Annotated in this window: 24 protein-coding genes; 8 read left to right on the top strand and 16 right to left on the bottom strand. The window is 75.2% G+C overall.

What is annotated here, in order from left to right; translation table 11 throughout:
- Positions 1–3 precede the first annotated feature (3 nt).
- Complete coding sequence (locus VG869_06705; protein HEV3450880.1) at positions 4–981, bottom strand: phosphotransferase; 978 nt, start codon at positions 979–981, stop codon at positions 4–6.
- 250 nt (positions 982–1,231) lie between these two features.
- Between VG869_06705 and VG869_06700 the strand changes: the two genes are divergently transcribed.
- The 4 genes from VG869_06700 to VG869_06685 are packed head-to-tail and all read left to right on the top strand — an operon-like array spanning position 1,232 to position 4,361.
- Positions 1,232–1,726, top strand: a complete 495-nt coding sequence (locus VG869_06700; protein HEV3450879.1) for a hypothetical protein — start codon at positions 1,232–1,234, stop codon at positions 1,724–1,726.
- A complete protein-coding gene (locus VG869_06695; protein HEV3450878.1) occupies positions 1,723–2,022 on the top strand; it encodes an MGMT family protein in 300 nt (99 codons plus the stop codon). Before VG869_06700 ends, VG869_06695 begins: the two co-directional genes overlap by 4 nt.
- 38 nt (positions 2,023–2,060) lie before the next feature.
- Positions 2,061–3,269: an acetyl-CoA C-acetyltransferase gene (locus tag VG869_06690; GenBank protein ID HEV3450877.1), complete on the top strand. Its 1,209-nt coding sequence runs from the start codon at positions 2,061–2,063 to the stop codon at positions 3,267–3,269.
- A 3-nt stretch (positions 3,270–3,272) separates the two neighbouring features.
- Positions 3,273–4,361 carry a methyltransferase gene (locus VG869_06685; protein HEV3450876.1) on the top strand — a complete coding sequence of 363 codons (1,089 nt, stop codon included), beginning with the start codon at positions 3,273–3,275 and terminating at the stop codon, positions 4,359–4,361.
- On the opposite strand, the gene VG869_06680 is transcribed toward VG869_06685, so the two are convergent.
- Positions 4,358–5,263, bottom strand: a complete 906-nt coding sequence (locus VG869_06680; protein ID HEV3450875.1) for an SDR family oxidoreductase — start codon at positions 5,261–5,263, stop codon at positions 4,358–4,360. The genes VG869_06685 and VG869_06680 overlap by 4 nt on opposite strands.
- A 21-nt stretch (positions 5,264–5,284) precedes the next feature.
- Between VG869_06680 and VG869_06675 the strand changes: the two genes are divergently transcribed.
- A complete protein-coding gene (locus VG869_06675) occupies positions 5,285–6,148 on the top strand; it encodes a TIGR03619 family F420-dependent LLM class oxidoreductase (GenBank protein HEV3450874.1) in 864 nt (287 codons plus the stop codon).
- Here the strand turns inward: VG869_06675 and VG869_06670 are convergent.
- From VG869_06670 to VG869_06630, 9 genes are read right to left on the bottom strand one after another with little or no spacing between them, the layout of a single operon-like run.
- Positions 6,132–7,283 carry an acetyl-CoA C-acetyltransferase gene (locus VG869_06670; protein HEV3450873.1) on the bottom strand — a complete coding sequence of 384 codons (1,152 nt, stop codon included), beginning with the start codon at positions 7,281–7,283 and terminating at the stop codon, positions 6,132–6,134. The genes VG869_06675 and VG869_06670 overlap by 17 nt on opposite strands.
- Positions 7,284–7,307: 24 nt before the next feature.
- Positions 7,308–8,267: an acyl-CoA dehydrogenase family protein gene (locus VG869_06665; protein ID HEV3450872.1), complete on the bottom strand. Its 960-nt coding sequence runs from the start codon at positions 8,265–8,267 to the stop codon at positions 7,308–7,310.
- A gap of 7 nt (positions 8,268–8,274) precedes the next feature.
- Positions 8,275–9,417 (bottom strand): acyl-CoA dehydrogenase family protein, encoded by a 1,143-nt coding sequence (locus VG869_06660; GenBank protein ID HEV3450871.1) that lies wholly within the window; start codon positions 9,415–9,417, stop codon positions 8,275–8,277.
- A gap of 14 nt (positions 9,418–9,431) precedes the next feature.
- Positions 9,432–9,821 (bottom strand): nuclear transport factor 2 family protein, encoded by a 390-nt coding sequence (locus VG869_06655; protein HEV3450870.1) that lies wholly within the window; start codon positions 9,819–9,821, stop codon positions 9,432–9,434.
- Between the two features lie 40 nt (positions 9,822–9,861).
- Positions 9,862–11,013: a serine hydrolase domain-containing protein gene (locus VG869_06650; protein HEV3450869.1), complete on the bottom strand. Its 1,152-nt coding sequence runs from the start codon at positions 11,011–11,013 to the stop codon at positions 9,862–9,864.
- On the bottom strand, positions 11,010–12,065 hold the full coding sequence (locus tag VG869_06645; GenBank protein ID HEV3450868.1) for a nitronate monooxygenase: 1,056 nt from the start codon (positions 12,063–12,065) through the stop codon (positions 11,010–11,012). Before VG869_06645 ends, VG869_06650 begins: the two co-directional genes overlap by 4 nt.
- Positions 12,065–12,823, bottom strand: coding sequence for a CoA-transferase (locus tag VG869_06640; protein ID HEV3450867.1), 759 nt, complete (start codon positions 12,821–12,823; stop codon positions 12,065–12,067). Before VG869_06640 ends, VG869_06645 begins: the two co-directional genes overlap by 1 nt.
- Positions 12,820–13,683, bottom strand: coding sequence for a CoA-transferase (locus tag VG869_06635; GenBank protein ID HEV3450866.1), 864 nt, complete (start codon positions 13,681–13,683; stop codon positions 12,820–12,822). The genes VG869_06640 and VG869_06635 overlap by 4 nt, the downstream gene beginning before the upstream one ends.
- Positions 13,680–14,426 carry an enoyl-CoA hydratase family protein gene (locus tag VG869_06630; protein ID HEV3450865.1) on the bottom strand — a complete coding sequence of 249 codons (747 nt, stop codon included), beginning with the start codon at positions 14,424–14,426 and terminating at the stop codon, positions 13,680–13,682. The genes VG869_06635 and VG869_06630 overlap by 4 nt, the downstream gene beginning before the upstream one ends.
- 43 nt (positions 14,427–14,469) lie before the next feature.
- Here VG869_06630 and rpiA point away from each other — a divergent pair, with 43 nt between their 5' ends.
- The gene (gene rpiA / locus VG869_06625; protein ID HEV3450864.1) at positions 14,470–15,159 is read left to right on the top strand and encodes a ribose-5-phosphate isomerase RpiA; all 690 of its coding nucleotides are present in this window, start codon (positions 14,470–14,472) and stop codon (positions 15,157–15,159) included.
- 46 nt (positions 15,160–15,205) lie between these two features.
- Here rpiA and VG869_06620 read toward each other — a convergent pair whose 3' ends face one another.
- Positions 15,206–16,234: a lysylphosphatidylglycerol synthase transmembrane domain-containing protein gene (locus VG869_06620; protein ID HEV3450863.1), complete on the bottom strand. Its 1,029-nt coding sequence runs from the start codon at positions 16,232–16,234 to the stop codon at positions 15,206–15,208.
- Between the two features lie 61 nt (positions 16,235–16,295).
- Between VG869_06620 and VG869_06615 the strand changes: the two genes are divergently transcribed.
- Complete coding sequence (locus tag VG869_06615; GenBank protein ID HEV3450862.1) at positions 16,296–17,159, top strand: LLM class F420-dependent oxidoreductase; 864 nt, start codon at positions 16,296–16,298, stop codon at positions 17,157–17,159.
- A 1-nt stretch (position 17,160) separates the two neighbouring features.
- On the opposite strand, the gene VG869_06610 is transcribed toward VG869_06615, so the two are convergent.
- The 3 genes from VG869_06610 to VG869_06600 are packed head-to-tail and all read right to left on the bottom strand — an operon-like array spanning position 17,161 to position 19,561.
- Complete coding sequence (locus VG869_06610; GenBank protein HEV3450861.1) at positions 17,161–18,351, bottom strand: lipid-transfer protein; 1,191 nt, start codon at positions 18,349–18,351, stop codon at positions 17,161–17,163.
- On the bottom strand, positions 18,348–18,785 hold the full coding sequence (locus tag VG869_06605; GenBank protein HEV3450860.1) for an OB-fold domain-containing protein: 438 nt from the start codon (positions 18,783–18,785) through the stop codon (positions 18,348–18,350). Before VG869_06605 ends, VG869_06610 begins: the two co-directional genes overlap by 4 nt.
- Positions 18,782–19,561 carry an enoyl-CoA hydratase family protein gene (locus VG869_06600; GenBank protein HEV3450859.1) on the bottom strand — a complete coding sequence of 260 codons (780 nt, stop codon included), beginning with the start codon at positions 19,559–19,561 and terminating at the stop codon, positions 18,782–18,784. Before VG869_06600 ends, VG869_06605 begins: the two co-directional genes overlap by 4 nt.
- 44 nt (positions 19,562–19,605) lie before the next feature.
- On the opposite strand from VG869_06600, the gene VG869_06595 reads away from it, so the two are divergent.
- Positions 19,606–20,397 (top strand): SDR family oxidoreductase, encoded by a 792-nt coding sequence (locus VG869_06595; GenBank protein ID HEV3450858.1) that lies wholly within the window; start codon positions 19,606–19,608, stop codon positions 20,395–20,397.
- Here the strand turns inward: VG869_06595 and VG869_06590 are convergent, their stop codons facing one another.
- A complete protein-coding gene (locus VG869_06590; GenBank protein HEV3450857.1) occupies positions 20,398–21,294 on the bottom strand; it encodes a hypothetical protein in 897 nt (298 codons plus the stop codon).
- Positions 21,295–21,312: the final 18 nt, after the last annotated feature.

The following is a 21,312-nucleotide window of genomic DNA, read 5'->3' as shown; positions in this document are numbered from 1 at the left end:
GGCTCAGCCGGTCAGGATCCAGGCCAGGTTGCTGCGGCCTTCGACGACTCGCCTCAGCCGGCGGTACGGGTGGTGGGTCGACAGCCCGTCGGCCGGACGGTCGGGCGGTTGCTGGAGCAGGGCCCGGGTGTCGTAGGAGAGCCGGTACAGGGTCAGACGCTCGACCAGGCGGGGATGGGCGAACAGGTCGGGGTAGGCGTGGCGGAGCCAGGCGGTCACGTGCTCGAAGTCCCGCCGGCGGGGGAGGGTGTCGTAGTCGGTGGCGACGTGCAGGGCCGGGTCGGCGAGGGAGTGCAACAAGACGTCGAGGTCGAGGTCGGCCGGTCCCGGTCGGGCCCATTCGAAGTCGACGATGCCCGTGACGTCGGCGCCGTCGTCGACCAACACGTTCTCGAAGTGGAGGTCCCCGTGGATGAAGGAGTCGGCCCCGTCGTCGAGAGCGCTGCCGGTCGACAGGACCATGTCCATGGCGCCGCCCATGACGGCCCGGTCGACGTAGGGCAGCTGTGCCGCCTCGGCCAGGACCTCGAGAAGTCGCTCGGCAGGAAGTTGATGGGGGCAATCCGGCGAGGTCGCCGAAGAGGGTCCGAGTTCGGCAATGCCGGTGCCGGCGGTGTCCAGCCGGTGGAGCTGGCGCAGGGCCAGGCCGAGGGCGGTGACGGCCGCCTTGCGGGTGTCGTTGGACATGGCCGGCCAGATCCGGCTCATCTCCTGACCGGCGACCCGGGTGATCACCAGCCACTCGCCGAACGTCGCCTCGCCATAGGCGATGACTTGGGGGGCGGGCACCTGGTCGGTCAGCGCCTCGAGCACGACGCGTTCGTGGTCGAGCACCCGGGACTCCGGGTGGGGGTTGATCCGGAGCACGTAGGGCCCCGCGAACCAGACCTCGTTCGTCGAGTTGACGGCCCGGGTGGGTCGTCCGACGTAGGTGAGGCCCGCTTCTCGGAGCGCGGCGTGCGCTCGCAGTACGGCCGTCATCAGGATTCGGGCATCCACCGTACAGGCGCCGGCCCGTCGCGCCGCCGGATAGGACTCCAGGGGCCGGAGGGTCACTGTTCTGAGGCGGGTTCTGAGGCGGCGTGGGCCACAGCGGCGTTGCCGGTCTCTGGGCTCGCCCTGTCGGCCACCGTCCCGGGTACGGTCGCCGTCGATGCGGAGGTGGCTGGGTCTGGCTGTGGCCGGGGCCGTGGGCGGCGCGGCCTGTGATCAGATCCACGTCCGATCGTCAGTGCTGACCTATGCCCACCCGTGGTTGGCCGGACAAGCGTGGTGGGTCGCCCCGCAGTTCGGCGTGGCCGTTTGCCTGATGGTGGCCGCGTCCGTGCCGGTCGCCCGGGTCTCCGCCCGCCACTCGCCCCGGCCGGACCCGACGGAGGTCGCCGGTCAAGCGGCCTGGTTCCTGGTTGCCTACGGCGCCACCGGCGTGTTCGGTGCCCACCACGCCGTGCTGGTGGCGTCGGTGCTGGCCGTGGCCTGGACCGGGCGGATCGTCACCCGGTCCGATCGGTGGCCGCTGCTCGTCGCCAGCCTGCTGCTCGCCGGCGGCGGCGTGCTCTACGAGGGGACATTGGCCGGGACGGGCGCGTTCCACTACACCCATCCAGACGTGTACCACGTGCCCTGGTGGCTGGCCGGCATCTACCTCCAGGGTGCGCCCCTACTCGTGAGCGTGGCCCGCGTGTTCAGCGTTCCCGGCAGGGGCGTCACGTCGGCGGTGGCATGAGCGAGCCGGCGGGTGACCGCGCCTCCCTCGCCGTCCGGGTCGAGGCCGTGGTCAAGGCCCTCGAGCGCGGCGAGGTCGTGAGCTACGGCGAGGTGGCGATCGAGGCCGGCGCGCCCGGAGCGGCCCGGGCCGTCGGGCGCGTGCTCAGCCGCTCCGACGGGCTGCCGTGGTGGCGGGTCGTCAAGAGCGACGGGCGGTTGGCCCCCGGCCACGAGCCCGAGCAGGGGCGGCGGTTGCGGGCCGAGGGTGTGGCCGTACGAGGCGACCGGGTGGTCGGGTTCGGCCGCCGCCGGTAGCGTGACCGGGCCGCCCCGAACCGTACGGAGGACCCTCGATGGCCGAAGCCGTGATCGTCGCCACTGCCCGCTCGCCGATCGGACGGGCCAACAAGGGCTCGTTGGTCGATTTCCGACCCGACGACCTGAGCGCCACCATCATCACGGCCGTGCTCGACAAGCTGCCCCAACTCGATCGCCAGACGGTCGAAGACGTCATCTGGGGCTGCGGCCAGCCCGGGGGCGAGTCCGGGTACAACGTGGCCCGGGTCGCCGCCATCCTGGCTGGGCTCCCTGACGTCCCCGGCACCACCGTCAACCGCTACTGCTCGTCGTCCCTCCAGACGATTCGCATGGCCGCCCACGCCATCAAGGCCGGCGAAGGCGACGTGTTCGTGGCCGGTGGGGTCGAGACGGTGAGCCGCTTCGCCAGGGGGATGTCCGACGGGCTTCCCGGTACCCACAACGCCGCCTTCGCCGACGCCGAGGCCCGCACCGCCACCCGAACTGAGGGCGGCCAGGGGCCCTGGGAGCCGCCGGCCGGCCTCCCCGACGTGTACATCGCCATGGGCCAGACGGCCGAGAACGTCGCCGAGCGCGAGCGAGTGACGCGCGAGGAGATGGACGAGTTCGCGCTCCTGTCCCAGCAGCGGGCGGTCGAGGCGCAGAAGAACGGGTTCTTCGAGCGGGAGATCACGCCGGTCACGGTGCCGGACGGGCGGCTCGTCGCCCTCGACGACGGCCCCCGGCCCGACACCACGCTCGAGAAGCTGTCGCAGCTGAAGCCGGCGTTCCGCCCCGACGGGACGGTCACCGCCGGCAACTCGTGCCCGCTCAACGACGGCGCCGCCGCCACGATCGTGATGAGCGACACCCGCGCCGAGCGGCTCGGGATCACGCCGCGGGCGCGGGTCATCTCGTCCGGCGTCACCGCGCTCGACCCCGAGATCATGGGGCTCGGCCCGATCGAGGCCAGCCGCCAGGCGCTGGCCCGGGCCGGCCTCCAGATCGACCAGATCGACCTGGTCGAGATCAACGAGGCGTTCGCGGCCCAGGTCATCCCGTCGGCGCGGCACCTCGGCGTGCCGTGGGAGCGGCTGAACGTGCACGGCGGGGCCATCGCCCTCGGGCACCCGTTCGGGATGACCGGGGCGCGGATCATGGCCACGCTGCTGAACGGGCTCGAGGACCGCGGCGGCCGCTACGGGCTCGAGACCATGTGCGTCGGCGGCGGCCAGGGCATGGCGATGGTCGTCGAGCGCGTGTAGGCGATGCCGCGGCGCCTGCCGCCGGCGTGGGTGCTGCGGCCGGTCTTCGCGGCCCGGAACGGGCTGACCCGCCTCCGCGACGCCCTCGGGCCGCCAGAGCTCCTCGTCATGGAGCGGACCCTCGGCGTCCTCGACACCGCCGCGCTCGCCACCGCGGCCGAGCTCGGCGTCGCCGACGCGCTCGCGCGCGGGCCCGCCACGACGACGGAGCTGGCCGCGACGGCCGGCGCCGAGGCCGACGCCCTCGCCCGCCTCCTGCGGTACCTCGTCGCCCGGGGTGTCTTCCGCCGCCGCGGCGACGGCCGCTGGGCGAACAACCGGGCGTCGGCGCTGCTGGCGTCCTCCCACCCCGGCTCGCTGTCGGCGTGGGCCCGGTTCTTCGGGTCCCCCTGGCACCTGGCCCTCTGGGCCCGGCTCGGCCACGCCGTGCGCACCGGCGACTCGGCCGCGGCCGTCGCCTTCGGCCGGCCGTTCTGGGAGCAGCTCACCGAGCACGACCCGGAGGCCGGGACGCTGTTCGCCGCCGCGATGGCGGCGGTGTCGCGGCTGCAGCTCGAGGCGCTGGCGGCGCGTCCCGACTTCGCGACCTGTCGGGACGTGTGCGACGTCGGCGGCGGCACCGGCACCCTGCTGGCCGGGGTCCTCGCCGCGCACCCGGGGGTGCGCGGGACGCTGTTCGACCTGCCCGAGGTGGTGGCCGGCGCCGGGCCGGTGCTCGAGGCGGCCGGGGTCGCCGACCGGGTCGAGGTCGTCGGCGGCGACTTCTTCTCGTCGGTGCCCGAGGCTCGGGACCGCTACGTCCTCCAGGCCGTCGTCCACGACTGGGACGACGACTCGTGCGTGCGCATCCTCGGCAACGTCCGCCGGGCGCTGGCGCCGGGCGGGCGGGTGCTCGTCGTCGAGCAGGAGCTGCCGCGGCACCGCGGGTGGCACCCGGCCAAGGCGGTGGACCTCGAGATGCTCGTGGATACCGGCGCCGGGCGCGAGCGCACCCGGGCCGAGTTCGACGCCCTGTTCGCGCGGGCGGGCCTGCGGGTCACGGGCCGGCAGGCCCTGCCCGTCGCCACGATCGTCGAGCTGGCGCCGTCTTAGGGGGTCCCGTACACGGGGTCGGGGGGGCGGAGCTCGCCGAGGAGCTCGCGGATCACCGGCCCCAGCTCGTCCGGCTCCCAGCGGGACCCCCGCCGGCGGGCCGGGCCGTGGTGCCACCGCTCGGCGACGCTGACCCGCCCGCCCTCGACCTCGAAGACCTGGCCGGTCACGTCGCCCGACTCCTCGCTCGCCAGCCAGGCCACGAGCGGCGCCACGTTGGCCGGGTCCATGGCGTCGAACCCGGACTCGGGCCGGGTCATGGCGTCGGCGAAGGCCTCCTCGGTCATCCGGGTGCGCGCCGACGGGGCGAGGGCGTTGGCGGTGACGCCGTAGCGTGCCAGCTCGGTCGCCTCGACGATCGTGAGGATGGCGATCCCGGCCTTGGCGGCGCTGTACGCGGCCTGGCCGACGCTGCCGAGCAGGCCGGCCCCGCTGCTGGTGTTCACGACGCGCGCGTCGACCGGCTCGCCCGCCTTCGACCGGTCGCGCCAGTAGCCGCTGGCGTGCCGCGTCGGCGCGTAGTGCCCCTTCAGGTGGACCCGCACCACCGCGTCCCACTCGTCCTCGGTGCCGCTCACCACCATGCGGTCCCGCGTGAACCCGGCGTTGTTGACGAGCACGTCGAGCCCGCCGTAGGTGTCGAGGGCGGCGCGCACGAGCGACGCGGCGCCGTCCCAATCGGCGACGTCGTCGCCGTTGGCGACCGCCTCGCCCCCGAGCGCGGTGATCTCGTCGACGACGGCCTGGGCGGTCGCGGCGTCGCGGCCGCGGCCGTCGAGCGCCACGCCGAGGTCGTTGACGACCACGCGCGCGCCCTGCCGCGCCAGCTCGAGCGCGTGCGCGCGGCCGAGGCCGCGCCCGGCGCCGGTCACGACCGCGATTCGCCCGTCACAGATCCCCATGGCGGCGGGTACGGTACCGCCGTGCGGCTCGGGGTCACGATGTTCGCGACCGACCTCACGATGACGGTGCCGGACCTGGCGCGAGCGGCCGAGGCGCGCGGCCTCACGTCGGTGTTCCTGCCCGAGCACACCCACATCCCGACCAGCCGGCGCACGCCGCCGCCCACCGGCGAGGCCGAGCTCGCCGAGGAGTACCGCCGGACCGTCGACCCGTTCGTGGTCCTGGCCGCGGCCGCCGCCGTCACCGACACGATCCGCCTCGGCACCGGCATCTGCCTCGTGGCGCAGCGGGAGCCGATCGTCACGGCCAAGGCCGCGGCCACCCTCGACTGGCTCTCCGACGGCCGGCTCGAGCTCGGCGTCGGGTTCGGGTGGAACCGGGAGGAGATGGCCGACCACGGCGTCGACCCGGCGGCGCGTCGGGCCGTGGCGCGCGAGCACGTCCTCGCCATGCGGGCGCTGTGGCGCGCCGACGTGGCCGGCTTCGACGGCGAGCACGTCGCCTTCGAGCCCAGCTGGTCGTGGCCGAAGCCCCGCCAGGCCGGCGGCCCGCCGGTCCTCGTGGGGGGCGCGGCGGGCCCGACCCTGTTCGCGCACGTCGCCGAGTACGCCGACGGCTGGCTCCCGATCGGGGGGGCCGGGGTCCGGGAGGCCATCCCGGCCCTGCGCGCGGCCTGCGACGCCGCGGGTCGAGACCCGGCCGAGGTGCGCGTGGTGCCGTTCGGGACCGTCCCCGACGAGGGGAAGCTCGAGTACTACGCCTCGCTCGGCATCGACGAGGTCGTGCTGCGGCTGCCCTCGGCGCCGGCGGCGCGCGTGCTGCCGGTGCTGGACGCCTACGCGGCGATCGTGCCGCGGGCGGCCGCCCTCACAGCCGCTCGATGATCGTCACGTTGGCCTGCCCGCCGCCCTCGCACATGGTCTGGAGGCCGTAGCGCCCGCCGCGGCGCTCGAGCTCGTTCAGCAGCGTGGCCATGAGCCGCGTCCCGGTGGCGCCGAGCGGGTGCCCGAGCGCGATGGCGCCGCCGTTCACGTTGACCCGCTCGAGGTCGGCGCCGGTCTCGCGCTGCCACGCCAGCACCACGGACGCGAACGCCTCGTTGATCTCGACCAGGTCGATGTCGGCGAGGGACAGGCCCGTCCGCTCGAGCGCGAACGCGGTGGCGTTGATCGGCGCCGTGAGCATGAAGATCGGGTCGGCGCCCCGCACCGAGAGGTGGTGCACCCGGGCCCGAGGGGTGAGGCCGTGGTCGCGGACGGCCCGCTCGGACATCACCAGCACCGCGCTGGCGGCGTCCGAGATCTGCGACGACACCGCCGCCGTGAGCCGGCCGCCCTCGGTCAGGGCGGGGAGCTTCGCCATCTGCTCGAGCGAGGTGCCCCGTCGCGGCCCCTCGTCGGCGGCCACGCCGTCGAGGGCCACGATCTCCCGGTCGAAACGCCCCTCGTCCTGGGCCCGGACCGCCCGCTCGTGGCTCTCGAGCGCGAACGCCTCCATCTCGGCGCGGCTGATGCCCCACTTCTCGGCGATGAGCTCGGCCCCCCGGAACTGGGAGACCTCCTGGGTGCCGTAGCGGGCGACCCAGCCGACCGAGCCGGAGAACGGGTCGGCGAACCCGAACGGCTCCGCCGCGGTCAGGGCGGCGGCGATCGGGATCATGCTCATGTTCTGGACCCCGCCGGCGACGATCACGTCGTTCGTGCCGCTCAGCACGGCCTGGGCCGCGAAGTGCAGGGCCTGCTGGGACGAACCGCACTGGCGGTCGATGGTGGTGCCCGGGACCTCCTCGGGGTAGCCCGCGGCCAGCCAGCAGGTGCGCGCGATGTCGCCGGCCTGGGGACCCAGCTGGTCGACGCAGCCGAAGAACACGTCCTCCACCGCCGCCGGGTCGAGGTCGCTGCGCTCGACGAGGGCCCGGATGACGTGGGCGCCGAGGTCGGCCGGGTGCACCGCGGCCAGGCCGCCGCCCCGCTTGCCGACCGGGGTGCGGACGGCGTCGACGAGATAGGCCTCAGGCATGGGGACTCCCGGACGGTCGCGTGCTCACAGGATCGCGCGCCGCACCCGGGCCCGGTGCCAGCGGGGGTCGCCCCAGGCGACGGCGAGCGCCCAGGCCCGCTTCAGGAACAGGTGCAGGTCGTACTCGTAGGAGTAGCCGATGGCGCCGTGGCACTGGAGGGCGGCGCGCCCGGCCCGGTGGGCGGCGCCGGCGGCCTGGGCCTTCGCCATCGACACGTGGACCGCCGCTGCCGGGTCCTGGTGGGCGAGCGACCAGGCGGCCCGGTAGACGAGGGGGCGGGCGAACTCGAGGGCCACGCGGGCGTCGGCGAGCTGGTGCTGCACGGCCTGGAACGAGCCGACCGGCACGCCGAACTGGTGCCGCTCGGTCACGTAGCCGACGGTCAGGTCGAGCATCCGGCGGGCCAGCCCCACGAGCTGGGCCGCGAACCCGAGCGCGCCCCGGTCGAAGGCGTGCTCGTCGGTGACCACGGGCGCGTCGTCGGGCGTCGGCCCGAGCGCGAACAGGCGGCGCGCCCCGTCGACGGAGGCGTGGGCGTCGAGCGTCAGCGCGGCCCGGTCCACGACCCGCCAGCGGGCGCCGTCGCCGACGACGACGAGGTCGGCGGTGTCGGCCCACACCGCGCGCGGGTCGGGCCCGACCGCCGCGGTCGCGGTGCGGCGGCCGGCCGCGGCGGCGGCGGGGTCCGGGAGCAGCGGCACCGCCACGGCGGCGTGCTCGACGACCGGCTCCGGGAGGGCGGCGTAGCCCGTCTCCTCGAGGACGAGCACGAGGTCGACGACGGTGAGCCCGAGCCCGCCCGCGGCCGCGGGCGCCAGCGCGCCGAGCACCCCCATCTCGGCCAGGCGGGCCCAGGCGCCCGGGGCGCGCCCGGTCGGGCTCGTCCACGCCGCCCGCACCACCGCCGGCGGGCACTCCCGCTCGAGCAGGTCGCGCGCGGCGTCGCGGAAGGCGAGCTGGTCGTCGGTGAACGCGAATCGCACCGTCGGGTCAGCGGCGTGGGAGCCCGAGCACGCGCTCGGCGATCACGTTGCGCTGGATCTCGTTGGTGCCGGCGTAGATCGGCCCCGACAGCGCGAACTCGTAGCCCTTCATCCAGGGCCCGTCGTCGGTGAGTTCGGCGTCGGCGCCGAGGAGGGCGAGCGCGTGCTCGTGGAGCCGGACGTCGAGCTCGCTCCAGAACACCTTCGTGAGGCTCGGCTCGGCGCCGAGCGGCTCGCCCGCGGTCATCCTCGTCACGGTCCAGAACGTCTGCCACCGGTAGGCGTCGGCGTCGATCCAGGCCTGGACCACGGCGTCGCCGAGCGCGGCGTCGGCGTCGCCGCCCCGCTCCCGCCAGAGCTCGAGCAGGCGGTCGGCGCCGGCGAGGAACCGGCCGGGGCTGCGCAGCGTCAGGCCCCGCTCCGCGCTCGTGGTGGCCATCGCCACCCGCCAGCCCTCGTGGACGGCGCCGAGGACGTCGTCGTCGGGGACGAGCACGTCGTCGAGGAACACCTCGGCGAAGCCCTCGTCGCCGTCGAGGCGGCCGAAGCCGCGCACGGTGACGCCGGGGGCGTCGAGGGGCACGAGGAAGTAGGTGAGGCCGCGGTGCCGGGCCGCGGCCGGGTCGCTGCGGAACAGCCCGAAGAGGTGGGTGCAGAAGGCGCCCCGGGTGGTCCAGGTCTTCTGCCCCGACAGGCGCCAGCCCCCGGCGGCCTCGTCGCGCTCGGCCCGGCTCTGGATCCCGGCCAGGTCGCTGCCGGCGTTCGGCTCCGACCAGCCCTGGCACCAGAGGTCCTCGGCCGCGGCCATGCGGGGCAGGATGCGGTCCTGCTGGGCCCTCGTGCCGAACTCGAAGACGGTCGGCGCCAGCAGGAAGATGCCGTTCTGGGTGACCCGCTGCGGCCCGCCGGCCCGGTAGTACTCCTCCTCGAAGATCAGCCACTCCATCGGCGACGCGTCGCGCCCGCCGTACTCGACCGGCCACGACACGACCGCGAACCGGGCGTCGAAGAGGGCCCGCTCCCACTCGAGGTGGGCGGCGAAGCCCTCCCGGGTGTCGCCCGAGGGGAGCCCGACCGGGACGTGCTCGCCCAGCCAGGCCCGGCACTCGGCCCGGAACGCCTCCTCGGCGGCGGTGAACGTGAGGTCCATGGGGGCGGGCGACGCTACCCGCGGGCGGCGCGAGCGAGGGCGGCCGGGTCCTGGTAGTACTCGCGCCACCACACGATCCGGCCGTCACGCAGCTCGCAGGCGCTCATCCCCCGCCACGTCACCGCCTGCCCGTCGGCCCGGCGCTCGACGGTGATGGTCCAGTCGGCCAGCACGACGTCGCCGTCGGCGGCGAGGTGGTGAACCTTGAAGGCGCGCGGGCGGGCCCATCGGAGCGAGCCGCGGACCATGGTCTCGTAGTCGGCCCGCCCCCGCACCACCCGTCCCGGCGTCTCGAGCACGAGGTCGTCGACCCAGCAGTCGAGGTAGGCGGCGACGTCCTCGGCGAGCCAGGCCTCGCGGCGCCGGTCGAAGACGGCGCGCGCGTCCTCGGCGCTCAGCCCCATCGCGGCATCGTCGCGCGCTCCGGACGGCCCGTCGCCGCGTTCATTCGGCGCACGCGGCCGCGGCCGCGCTGAGCCGGGCCGCCCGCTGGTCGTCCTCGGGCCGCCCGAGCCGCATCCGGTTCATGACGTACCCGAAGCCCAGGCCGCGGTCGCGGTCGGCGTAGGCGAGCGAGCCGCCGGCGCCGGCATGGCCGAACGAGCGCGGCCCCGCCGCGGGCCCGAGCGTGGGCGGCAACGAGAACCCGAGGCCGAAGGTGAGCGGCTGGCCGAGGACGAGGTCCGGCCCCTCGGCCTGGACCGCGGTGGCGCGGTCGAGCGCGGCGTCGCTCAGCACCCGCACCCCGTCGACGGGGCCGAGGCAGGCGGCGTAGAGGCGGGCGAGGGACCGGGCGTCGCCGTGGCCGTTCGACGACGGCAGCTGGGCGCCGCGCAGCCGGCGGGTGTTCCACTGCTCGTCGTAGTGGAGCAGGTTCGACGGACCGGTCAGGACCCGCGCGAACAGGGTCGTCGGGTCGGCGGCCGCGAGCTCGTCGAGGGCGGCGGCCTCCGGCGCCGGGTACAGGGTGGCGACGCGGCGGTCCTCGGATTCGGGGAGGCCGAGGAAGAAGTCGAGGCCGAGGGGGCGGGCCAGCTCCTCGGCCACGAAGGCGCCGGGCATCCGCCCCGTCACGCGCCGGATCAGCTCGCCCACGATCCACCCGAAGGTGCGCGAGTGGTAGCCGTGGGCGGTGCCCGGCTCCCAGTTCGGTGCCTGGGCCGCGATCGCGTCCACCACCGGGTCCCAAGCCACGAGGTCGTCGATCGTGAGGTCGGCGTCGACGGCCGCCAGCCCGGCCCGGTGCGAGAGCGCCATGGCGACGGTGACGCCGGCCTTGCCGCTCGCCGCGAACTCGGGCCAGTAGCGGGCGACGGGCGCGTCGGGGTCGAGCCGGCCGGCGTCGATGAGGAGGTTGGCGGCGATCGCGGTGACCCCCTTCGTGCTCGAGAAGACGATCACGATCGTGTCCCGCGACCAGGGCCGGCCGGCGTCGCGGTCGGCGAGCCCGCCCCAGAGGTCGACGGTCAGGCGCCCGTCGTGGTGCACGGCGCAGGCGGCGCCGACCTCGCCGTGGTCGAAGTTGGCGCGGAAGGCGTCCGCCACCGCGCCCCAGCCCGGCTCGACGAGCGCGTCGGCGGCGATCGTGGCGGTCACGCGCCGAGCCGCTTCAGCGTCGCCTCGGCCTCCTCGAGGATGCGGTCGATGAGCTCGGCCACCGTGGGGAGGTCGTCGAGGAGGCCGACGACCTGGCCGCTCGACATCACGCCGAGGTCGGGGCGGCCGTCGACCATCGCCGCCTTCAGCAGCATCGGCGTGTTCGCGGCCATCAGGACCTGGCTCCACGTGAGCTCCTGGGCGGTGCGCATGGCTCGTCCCTCGCGCAGGAGGTCGCGCCACCGCAGCCCGGACAGCCGCCGGAAGCGCGCCGCGTTGCGGAGGGCGCGGGGCAGGCCGATCACAGGACCGGCGCGGTGGAGCCGCTCGGTGAAGTCGGTGCGCAGCACCCGGTGCGGGACCCCGTCGACCTGGGTGGTGACGAGGGTGTCGGTCACCGCCTTCGACCGGTACACGTCCTTCACCGCCGCCGGCACCGGGCTGTCCTGGGTCAGCAGGAACCGGGTGCCCATGGCGATGCCGGCGGCGCCGTAGGCGAGCGCGGCGACGAGGCCCCGACCGTCGAAGAACCCGCCGGCCGCGACCACGGGCACGTCCACCGTGTCGACCACCTGCGGGAGCAGCAGCGACGTGGGGACGGGCCCGGTATGGCCGCCCCCCTCGCCGCCCTGGACCAGCACCGCGTCGGCGCCCCAGGCCACCACCTTCTCGGCGTGCCGCTTGGCGCCCACCGACGGCATCACCACGACGCCCGCCGACTTCAGGCGCTCGATGAGCCTGGGGTCCGGCGCTAGCGCGAACGACGCGACGCGCACGCCCTCGCGGATCAGCAGCTCGCAGCGCTCGGCCGCGTCGGGCGCGTCGGAGCGCAGGTTCACGCCGAACGGCGCGTCGGTGCGGTCGCGGGTCTCGGCGATGGCGGCGCGCAGCTGCTCGTAGTCCATCGTCCCGGCGGCGAGGATCCCGAGCCCGCCGGCGTTGGCGGTGGCGGCGGCGAGGCGGGGGCCGGCGACCCAGCCCATGCCGGTCTGGACGATCGGGACCCGGATGCCGCACAGGTCGCAGAGGGCGGTGTGCAGGGTCGGGTGCATCAGGCTTTCACCTCGCCCTCGCGCTGCCCCGCCGGGTCGAGCACCTCGTGGAGCAGGCGGAGGTCCTCGTCGGTCGGCGCTCGCGTGGTCGGGACCAGGGCCGGCACCGCGAGCTCGAAGCCGGTGGCCTCACGCACGGCGCTGACGGTCACGCCCGGGTGCAGCGACCGGATCCGCATGGCGTGGTCGGCGGTGTCGAAGTCGAAGACGCCGAGGTTCGAGATCACGCGGCGGATCTCGTGGAAGACGGTGGCGCTCGGGCCCGCGGCCGCGGCTCGGTCGTAGCCGACCCCGGACACGCAGTCGACGGCGGGCACGAACACGCGCTGCGAGTGGCTTGGGACCCAGTAGCTGGTCGGGTCGTTGACGGTGTTGCCCGGGGCGCCGCGCACACCGAGCAGCTGCGCCTTCGGCCGGGCCCACGGGCCGATGCAGGCGATGTTCTGGTTACCGTACCGGTCGATCTGGGTCGCGCCCATCATCACGTGCCGGCGGCCGGACCACACGACGTCGAACATCCGCCCGAACGGGAGCCAGGCCTCGACGACCTTCGGCGCCGCGGGGTCGCCGAGTCGGACCGGCGCCGCCAGCGCGAGCGCGTCCCCGTCGGTGTAGACGAGGTCGGGCTCGAAGGTGAGGGCGGCGAGGCGGGCGCCGAGGGTGGGGATGACCCCGATAGGGCTGGCAAGGATCTCGCCGTCGCCGCGGAAGGCCTCGGCGCAGGCGACGACGCACACCTCGGCGAGGGTGGCGGTCACGACACGCGGTCCAGGGACGCCTCGGCGAGACGCCGGTAGTCGGCCTCCGGGAGGTCGACCCACCGGGCGCGGAACCCCGACCAGGCCGCTGCGTCCGCGGCCGACGCCGCGTAGTCGCGCTGGACCGCCTCGTCCCGCGGGTAGTCGGGGACGCAGTGGGTGAAGTGGGCGCCGAAGGGCGCCTCGACGACGCCGTCGGTCCACAGGCGGCTCACCTTGATCGTCTGCTCGGATCCCTCGGCGAGCATCGCCCCCGGCTCGACGACGCGCTCGCACGACACGAAGGTCCGCTGTGCGGCCATGGCGAACACGTCGTCGAAGTACCAGTCCGGCCCCAGGTACTGGGCGTTGCCGCGACGGTCGGCCCGGTTGGCGTGGAGCAGCGCGACGTCGAGCGGGAGGGCGGGCATGGCGACCAGCTCCTCGCCCCCGTAGGGCGACACGATCGTGCGCAGGTCGGGGTTGATCTCGAGGATCGCCGACCCGAGCCCGGCCCGGCAGGGCAGGAACGAGACCCGCATCGCCGCCGCGCGCAGGCCCCACTGGAGCATCCCCTCGTCGAGCTCCATCGCCTCGATGGTGCCGCCCTGGCGCGCGGCCCGGAAATGCGGCTCGAGTGGGATCGAGTCGAGGGACACGAAGCCGTACACGACCTTGCGGGCCTTGCCGGCGGCGCAGAGCATGCCGACGTCGGGCCCGCCGTAGCTGACGACGGTGAGATCGGAGAGCCCGGAGCGGAGGATGGCCCGCACGATCGACATCGGCTTGCGGCGCGAGCCCCACCCGCCGATCCCGATCGTCATCCCGTCGCGCAGCTCGGCGACGACGTCCTCCTCGGTGAGGCGCTTGTCCGCGCTCATCGACGCGCCGAGAGCAGCGCGGACCGGGCCGGGCCGGGCGCCGCGGTGAGGTTCAGCTCGAAGATCCGGCCCATCTCGCGCCGGAAGGAGCGGCGGGCGTCGACGGGGTCGATGGCGTGCAGCGAGGCGCGGGCCGCTCGGAGGGTGCGCGGGTGCTTCGCCGCCAGCGCCGCGGCGGCGGCGCGCGCCTCGTCGAGCAGCTGCGCCCGGGCGACGACCCGCTCGACGGCGCCCCAACACCGCAGGTCGGCGGCGCCGACCCGGGCGCCGGAGTAGGCGAGCCACCGGGCCTTCTTCTCCGGGACGAGGCGAGACAGCTGCGTGACGGTCCCGAGGCCGCCGGCGTCGACCTCCGGCAGCCCGAAGGTGGCGTCCTCGGCGGCCACGATCACGTCGGCGCCGCCGACGAGGCCGACGCCGGTGGCGAGGCAGAAGCCGTGGACGGCCGCGACCACGGGGACGTCGCACTCGTCGACGGCGCCGTAGGCCGCCGCGCACCCGCGCGTCACCGCCACCACGGCCTGGGGCCCGCCGTCGGTCAGCTCGCGCACGTCGACGCCGGCGGCGAAGCCGCGCTCGACCGCCGAGCGCAGCAGCAACGCCCGCACCGACGCGTCGCGACCGAGCCCGGTGACGACCCGGGCCAGCTCGTGGAAGTCCGCGCCACCGAGCGCGTTCACCGGCGGGACGTCGAGCACCACCTCGGCCACGTGGTCGACGACCCGCTCAATCCGGATACCCATCCGCCGCGGACAGTACCCGGGAGGTCCCACTAGGGTCGCCGGCGTGACCGACCCGCAGGCGGGCTGGAAGCGCCAGGCTGCGGAGACCGCGGCCGACGAGGTGCAGTCCGGCATGGCGGTGGGCCTCGGGACCGGCAGCACCGCCATCTTCGCCACCCGTCGGGTCGGGGCGCGGCTGGCCGACGGCACGCTGCGCGACCTCGTCGGCTTCGCGACCTCGGAGGAGACCCAGCGCGAGGCCGAGCAGCTCGGGATCCCGCTGCTCCCCGCCGAGCTCCCCCGCGAGCTCGACCTGACCATCGACGGCGCCGACGAGGTCGACCCGGACCTGAACCTCATCAAGGGCGGCGGCGGCGCGCACCTGCGCGAGAAGATCGTCGCCCAGGCGAGCCGACGCGAGCTCATCGTCGTCGACGAGACGAAGCTCTCCCCGCGGCTCGGCACCCGGCGGCCGGTCCCCCTCGAGGTGCTCGAGCTCGGCTGGGCGTCGCAGGCGCGCTTCCTCGAGTCGCTGGGCGCTGTGGTGACGGTGCGCACCGCGTCGGACGGCGAGCCCTTCCGGACCGACCAGGGCAACCTCGTCCTCGACGCCTCGTTCGGGCCCATCGACGACCCGTTCGGGCTCGCGGGCGAGCTGGCCGCCCGGGCCGGCGTCGTCGCCCACGGCCTCTTCCTCGGGCTGACGAGCGCGGTCGTCGTCGCCGGCCCCGCCGGCGTCCGGTGGCTGCGATGAGGCCGGCGCCGTCGATCCCGAGGCCTCGAGGTTCAGCCGGTCGGGTTCACGCCGCCGGCAGCGGCCGGCGGATCCGGTGCCGGAACACGGCGTAGGCGCCGAGCCCGGTCGGCAGCGGCAGCCAGAACGACACCATGCGGTAGGCCAGGGTGGCGAGGACGGCGTCGCCCGGCGCGACGCCGGCGATGGTCAGCACCCCGGTGAGGCCCGCCTCCACGAAGCCGAGGCCGCCCGGCGTGATCGGGATCATGACGAGCACCGCGCCGGCCGCGTACGCCAGGAGCACCAGCCCGGGGTCGGGCTGCGCGCCGACCGCGGCGAGGCACGCCAGCAGCGCGAAGTAGTCGAAGGCCCACTTGCCGACCGAGGCCAGCAGCGCCGAGCCCCAGCGCCGGCCGAGGGCCCGCCGGACCATGTCGCGCTCGGCGAGCAGCTCGTCCGGCAGGCCGGTGAGCGGCGGGTGGCGCCGGCGGGCGCGGTTGCGCACCCACTGGATCGCAGCACCGATCCACGCCACCGCCCGGTCCGAGCTGGACAGCACCGCGCCGACGACCACCAGGGCGACGAAGGCGCCGAGGCCGACCCACGCCGCCGCTTGGAGGCCGTGGTTCAGTGGCCGGCCCGTCAGCGAGAGGAGCAGGCCGAGCACCGGGATCGCCGCCAGCGTGGCCAGCTGCATGAGGGTGACCGCGGTCAGCGCCGAACCGGCGGCGGTGGCGTCGATGCCCGACGCGGCGAGCATCCGGTACTGGAGGGCGGCGCCGGCGGCCGCGCCCGCCGGCACGGCGCGGCTCAGCGCGTTGCCGGCCAGCTGCGAGGTGGCGATCGCGAACCACGAGGAGGCGCGCAGCGCCAACGCGAGCAGCCACCACACGCACACGAAGCTCCCGGCCTCGGCGCCGACCGCGACCGCGAGCCAGAGCAGGTTCAGGTGGGCCAGCCGGGGCCACGCCGACAGCACCTGGCCGAGCGTCGGGATGAACAGGTAGAGGGCGACGAGCGCGCCGACGAGCAGGACGGCGCGGCGGACGATCCGTCCCCGCCCGGGTACGGCCGCGACGGCGTCGACGCCCACCCCCGGACGGTAGCGAGTGGCCGGCGCGCCGGCCCAGCCATGGCCGGTAGCGTCGGCGCCCGTGCGCTTCGGGGTCATGCCGCCGTGCCAGGACGGGTTCCTGTCGTCCCCGGACGCAGTGGCGGCGTACGCGCGGGCGGCCGAGGACGCCGGGTTCGAATCGCTGTGGGTGTTCGAGCACGCGGTGATCCCCGCCGGGTACACGTCGCGGTACCCGTACAACCCCGAGGGGCGCATCGGGATCGAGGACGACGACGTGCCCGACCCGCTCGGGCTCCTCGCCTTCCTGGCCGGGGTGACGCGCACGCTCCGGCTCGGCACCGGGGTGCTGATCCTCCCGCAGCGCAGCCCGGTCGTCTGCGCGAAGGAGTGCGCGACCGTCGACCGGCTCTCGGGGGGACGTCTGCGCCTCGGCGTCGGCGTCGGCTGGCTGCGCGAGGAGGCGGAGGCGGTCGGTACGAGCTTCGACGACCGCGGCGCGCGCACCGACGAGTACATCGAGGCGATGCGCGTCCTCTGGCGAGAGCCCGAGCCGACGTACCACGGCGTCTTCACCCACTTCGACCGGGCCAAGTGCAACCCGAAGCCGGCCCAGGCCGGCGGCGTGCCCATCCTCGTCGGTGGCCACAGCGGCGCCGCGGCCCGGCGGGCGGGGCGCCTTGGCGACGGCTACTTCCCGATCGGTCTCCGCCCGGACGACTTCTCGGCGCGCCTCGAGCAGATGCGCGGCGCGGCCCGTGACGCCGGGCGGGACCCGGACGCGATCGAGCTCACCTACAGCGGCGGGACGAGGCCCGAGCGCGTCGCCCAGTACGCCGACCTCGGCGTCTCCCGATGGGTCGTGGCGGTCTGGGAGACCGAGCCGGACGCCTACCGGCGGGCGTTCGACGAGCTGGCCACCACCCTCATCGGCCCGCTCGGCTGAGTCACCGCGTCACGATCACGCAGGAGCCGTGGCCGAACAGGCCCTGGTTGATCGCCAGCCCGACGCGGGCGCCGTCGACCTGCCGCTCCCCCGCCTCGCCGCGCAGCTGGGTCGCCAGCTCGCACACCTGGGCCAGCGCCTGCGCCGGGATGGCCTCGCCGAAGCACGCCAGGCCGCCGCTCGGGTTCACCGGCACCCGGCCGCCGAGGGTGGTGGCGCCGGCGTGGAGGAGCGCCTCGGCCTCGCCGGGCCCGCACAGCCCGATGTTCTCGTACCAGTCGAGCTCGAGCGCGGTCGACAGGTCGTACACCTCGGCGCAGCTCAGGTCGTCCGGCGCCACGCCGGCCTCCTCGTAGGCGGCGTGCGCGATCGAGTCCCGGAACGGTCGCGGCGGTGGCGGCGCGCCGACCCCGGAGTCGGTGGCGATGTCGGGCAGGTCGAGGGCGGTGTTCGGGTACGTCGGCGTGACCGTCGACACCGCCGTCACCGCGAGCTGGCGGGCTTGCTCGTCGCGCCGGGCGGCGAAGTCCGGGCTGGCCAGCACCACCGCGGCGGCGCCGTCGCTCGTGGCGCAGATGTCGACGAGCCGCAGCGGGTCGGCGACGACCGGCGACTCGGCGATCTCGTCCTCGGTGAACACCTTGCGGTAGCGGGCGTTCGGGTTCGAGGCGCCGTGGCGGCTGTTCTTCACCTTCACTGCCGCGAAGTCCTTCGGCGTCGCCCCGTACCGCTCCATGCGCCGACGGGCGTAGAGCCCGAAGTACGTGGGGTTCGTGGCGCCGAGCAGGCGGAAGCGCAGCCAGTCCGGGTCCTCGGGACGCTCCCCCGGCAGCGGGCCGAAGAAGCCCTTCGGCGCGGTGTCGGCGCCGACGACGAGGGCGACGTCGGCCTTCCCGGCGAGGAGACGGGCCCGGGCGGCGTCGAGCGCCACCGCGCCCGACGCGCAGGCGGCGTAGCTCGACGACACCGGGATCCCCGACCAGCCGAGCGCCTGGGCCAGCGTGGAGCCGGCGACGTAGCCGGGGTAGCCGTTGCGCATCGTCGTGCCGGCGGCGAGGTACTGCACGTCGGCGGGCACCAGGCCGGCGTCGGCGAGCGCGGCCCGGGCCGCGACGACGCCGTACTCGGCGAAGCTGCGGCCCCACTTCCCCCACGGGTGCATGCCGACGCCGAGGATCCGCACGTCGCTCATCGGGTCGACCCCTCGGGGCGCCACTTCCAGACCGTCCGCACCGACTCCTCGTCCTCGAACAGCGGCTCCACGACCAGCTCCATCGCCTGGCCGACGCTGAGGGTGGCGACGTCGGTGCCGGCGGCCAGCTGGCCGAGCACGAGCATGCGCTCGGCGTCGAGCTCGACCGCGGCGACGCCGTACGGCTCGAACGGCTCTCGCGCCGGGTAGGGCGGCGGCGGTGCGTACCGGTTGTCGGTCCACGACCACAGCCGGCCGCGCGCGGACAGCGGCGCGTCGTCGAGCGGGCCGCCGTCGCAGTGGGGGTTCCGACAGAACGACCACTGCTTCGGGAAGAACCAGGCCCCGCAGCGCGGGCACCGGCCGCCGAGCAGGCGCGGCCCGCCGTCGCCGTCGGTGAACAGCCCGTCGACGACCGGGACGCGCGGCTTCACGACCGCGTGTCCCCGGCGTCGCCCACGTCGGCGTCGCGCTTCTCGACGAACGCCTGCCGCAGCTCGTCGGAGTCGCCCCAGAGGTTCACCTCGAAGGTGAACCCCTGCTCGAACCGGTAGGAGCGCTTCACGTCGACCGGGTCGATCGCGTTCAGCGATTCCTTGGCCGCCCGGATGACGAGCGGGCTCTTCGCCGCGATCACCTGCGCCAGCTCGCGGGCGGCGTCGAGGAGCTCGGCGCGCGGGACGACCCGCTCGACGGTCCCGAAGGCGAGGAGCTCGCCGGCGGAGATGGTGGCGCCGGTGAGGAACATGGCCCGCATCTTGTGGTACGGCACGAGCCGGGCCAGGTGCGTCGCGACCCCGAGCGCGCCGCGGTCGACCTCCGGGAGCCCGAAGGTGGCGTCGTCGGCGGCCACCACGATGTCGGCGTTCCCCGCGATGCCCACGCCCCCGCCGAGGCAGTAGCCGTGCACGGCCGCGATCACCGGCACCTCGCAGTCGTAGACGGCGGCGAAGGTCTCCCAGCAGCCCCGGTTGACCTCGATCAGCGACTGCTTCGTCGGGTCGGCGGCCAGCTCCTTGATGTCGACGCCGGCCTGGAACGCCCGCAGCTCGGGGTTCGCCGCCACGATGAGGGCCCGCACGTCGGGATCCCGGCCGTGGGCGCGGATGGTGTCGGCGAGCTCGAACCAGCCCTTCACCGGGAGCGCGTTCACCGGCGGGTTGTCGATCACGACCTCGGCGACGTGGTCGCGGACCTCGGAGCGGATCACGGCTCCCGAGCGTATCGGAGACCCCCTCAACTACGGTCGGGACCGTGACCGACGGCTCGCGGCGCGACGGTCTCGACTTCACCGGCACGGTGGTCATCGTCACCGGCGGCTGCCGTGGCGTCGGGCGGGGCATCACCGAGCAGTTCCTCGCCGCGGGCGCCGACGTCGTGATCTGCTGTCGGCACGAGCCCGACGCGCTCCCGACCGCCGGCGGCCGCACCGCGGCCTTCGTCGCCGCCGACGTGCGCGACCCGGAGCAGATCGACGCCGTGATGGCGTTCACGACCGAGCGGTTCGGCCGCCTCGACGTGCTCGTGAACAACGCCGGCGGCGCGCCTCCGTCCGACACCGCGACCGTCTCCCCGAAGTTCACCAGCGCCATCGTCACGCTGAACCTCGTGGCCCCGCTCGTCTTCGCGCAGCGGGCCTACGCCGTCATGCGGGACCAGCCCGAGGGCGGCGTGATCGTGAACATCTCGAGCGTCAGCGGCCTGCGGCCCTCGCCGGGCACCGCCGCGTACGGCGCGGCGAAAGCCGGGCTCATCAACCTGACCCAGACCCTCGGCCTCGAGTTCGCGCCCGCGGTCCGGGTCGTCTGCGTGACCGTGGGCCTGGTCGAGACCGAGGCCGCGCACCTCTACTACGGCGACGACGCCGGCGTGGCCGCGGTCGGCGCCACCGTGCCCGCGGGCCGGATGGCGACGCCGGCCGACGTCGGCGACGTCTGCCTGCTCCTGGCGTCGCCGCTGAGCCGGTACATCACCGGCGAGCAGGTCGTGGTGCACGGCGGCGGCGAGTGGCCGGCGTACCTGCGGGCCGCGAACCCCGGCGGCTGATCAGCGCACGCCGAGGTCCCGGTACCAGCGCTGCTTCGACCGGTCGCTCATCTCGACCTGGCCGCTGGCCTGACGCCACGTGACGAGCACGCCCTCGTCCTCGAGGAAGGCGATGAGCTCCGCCGCCGGCTTGGCCGCGTACACGAGCCAGGGCCACGCCCGCACGTGGAGGTCGGCGTGGGTGCGCTCGATCGACCAGCGGTGGGCCCGGACCAGCCCGAAGCCCTGGTACGTGGCCGCCCGGTCGCGATCGACGGCGACGGCGTGGATCACGAGCAGGTCGCGGCTGCGCCGCGCCACCAGCCGGGTGCCGCCGTCCCTCGCGACGACGCCGACGGCGAAGTCCTGCGACCGCAGGAACGGGACGACCGAGGCCAGCGCGGGGTCGTCGACGGGCCGGTCGCCGGTGCCCCGCCCGGCTCGGGCGCGCCAGCTCTGGAGCCCCAACGGGCGCAGGAGGTCGTCGTCGCGCGCCCCGCGCTCCTGCTCCCACGACTGGATGACCTCGTAGGCGCGGGGTCGGTGGTCGAGGCGGGAGCCGCCGCGCAGGTCTGGGATCCACCGTCGCACGAACACCGTCGGCATCGGGTCGACCACGAGGAGACGGGTGCGGGCCTTGTCGAGCGCGACCGAGAGCTCGGGGGCCCCACCGTGGCGGGCGTGCCGACGGCGGACCTGTCCGACCGCCATCACGCCCACGTCGTGCTCGGACCACAGCACCCAGACCGTGTCGCCCGGCTCGGCGTCGGCCAAGGCCCCGCGCACCTCGACGTCGACCGACGCCAGCTCGCCGGCCAGCGCCGCGTTGCGCACGACCTCGAACCGCGGGGTCAGCGTGGCGCCGGATCGGTCGATGAAGTTCGTCCGACGCGAGAGCGGTACGAGCCAGTCGGCCATGGGAGCAGTGTGGTGGCG

The organism is Acidimicrobiia bacterium, assembly GCA_035948415.1.
In the GTDB taxonomy this organism is placed as follows: Bacteria; Actinomycetota; Acidimicrobiia; order IMCC26256; family PALSA-555; genus PALSA-555.
Note: the sequence above shows the minus strand (reverse complement) of the source record. Positions and strands in the feature narration are given on the sequence as shown.

Coding starts and splice junctions, on each gene's coding strand:
- VG869_06705 (HEV3450880.1), bottom strand. CDS start 981: ATGACGGCCGTACTGCGAGCGCACGCCGCGCTCCGAGAAGCGGGCCTC.
- VG869_06695 (HEV3450878.1), top strand. CDS start 1,723: ATGAGCGAGCCGGCGGGTGACCGCGCCTCCCTCGCCGTCCGGGTCGAG.
- VG869_06690 (HEV3450877.1), top strand. CDS start 2,061: ATGGCCGAAGCCGTGATCGTCGCCACTGCCCGCTCGCCGATCGGACGG.
- VG869_06685 (HEV3450876.1), top strand. CDS start 3,273: ATGCCGCGGCGCCTGCCGCCGGCGTGGGTGCTGCGGCCGGTCTTCGCG.
- VG869_06680 (HEV3450875.1), bottom strand. CDS start 5,263: ATGGGGATCTGTGACGGGCGAATCGCGGTCGTGACCGGCGCCGGGCGC.
- VG869_06670 (HEV3450873.1), bottom strand. CDS start 7,283: ATGCCTGAGGCCTATCTCGTCGACGCCGTCCGCACCCCGGTCGGCAAG.
- VG869_06660 (HEV3450871.1), bottom strand. CDS start 9,417: ATGGACCTCACGTTCACCGCCGCCGAGGAGGCGTTCCGGGCCGAGTGC.
- VG869_06655 (HEV3450870.1), bottom strand. CDS start 9,821: ATGGGGCTGAGCGCCGAGGACGCGCGCGCCGTCTTCGACCGGCGCCGC.
- VG869_06645 (HEV3450868.1), bottom strand. CDS start 12,065: ATGCACCCGACCCTGCACACCGCCCTCTGCGACCTGTGCGGCATCCGG.
- VG869_06635 (HEV3450866.1), bottom strand. CDS start 13,683: ATGAGCGCGGACAAGCGCCTCACCGAGGAGGACGTCGTCGCCGAGCTG.
- VG869_06630 (HEV3450865.1), bottom strand. CDS start 14,426: ATGGGTATCCGGATTGAGCGGGTCGTCGACCACGTGGCCGAGGTGGTG.
- VG869_06610 (HEV3450861.1), bottom strand. CDS start 18,351: ATGAGCGACGTGCGGATCCTCGGCGTCGGCATGCACCCGTGGGGGAAG.
- VG869_06590 (HEV3450857.1), bottom strand. CDS start 21,294: ATGGCCGACTGGCTCGTACCGCTCTCGCGTCGGACGAACTTCATCGAC.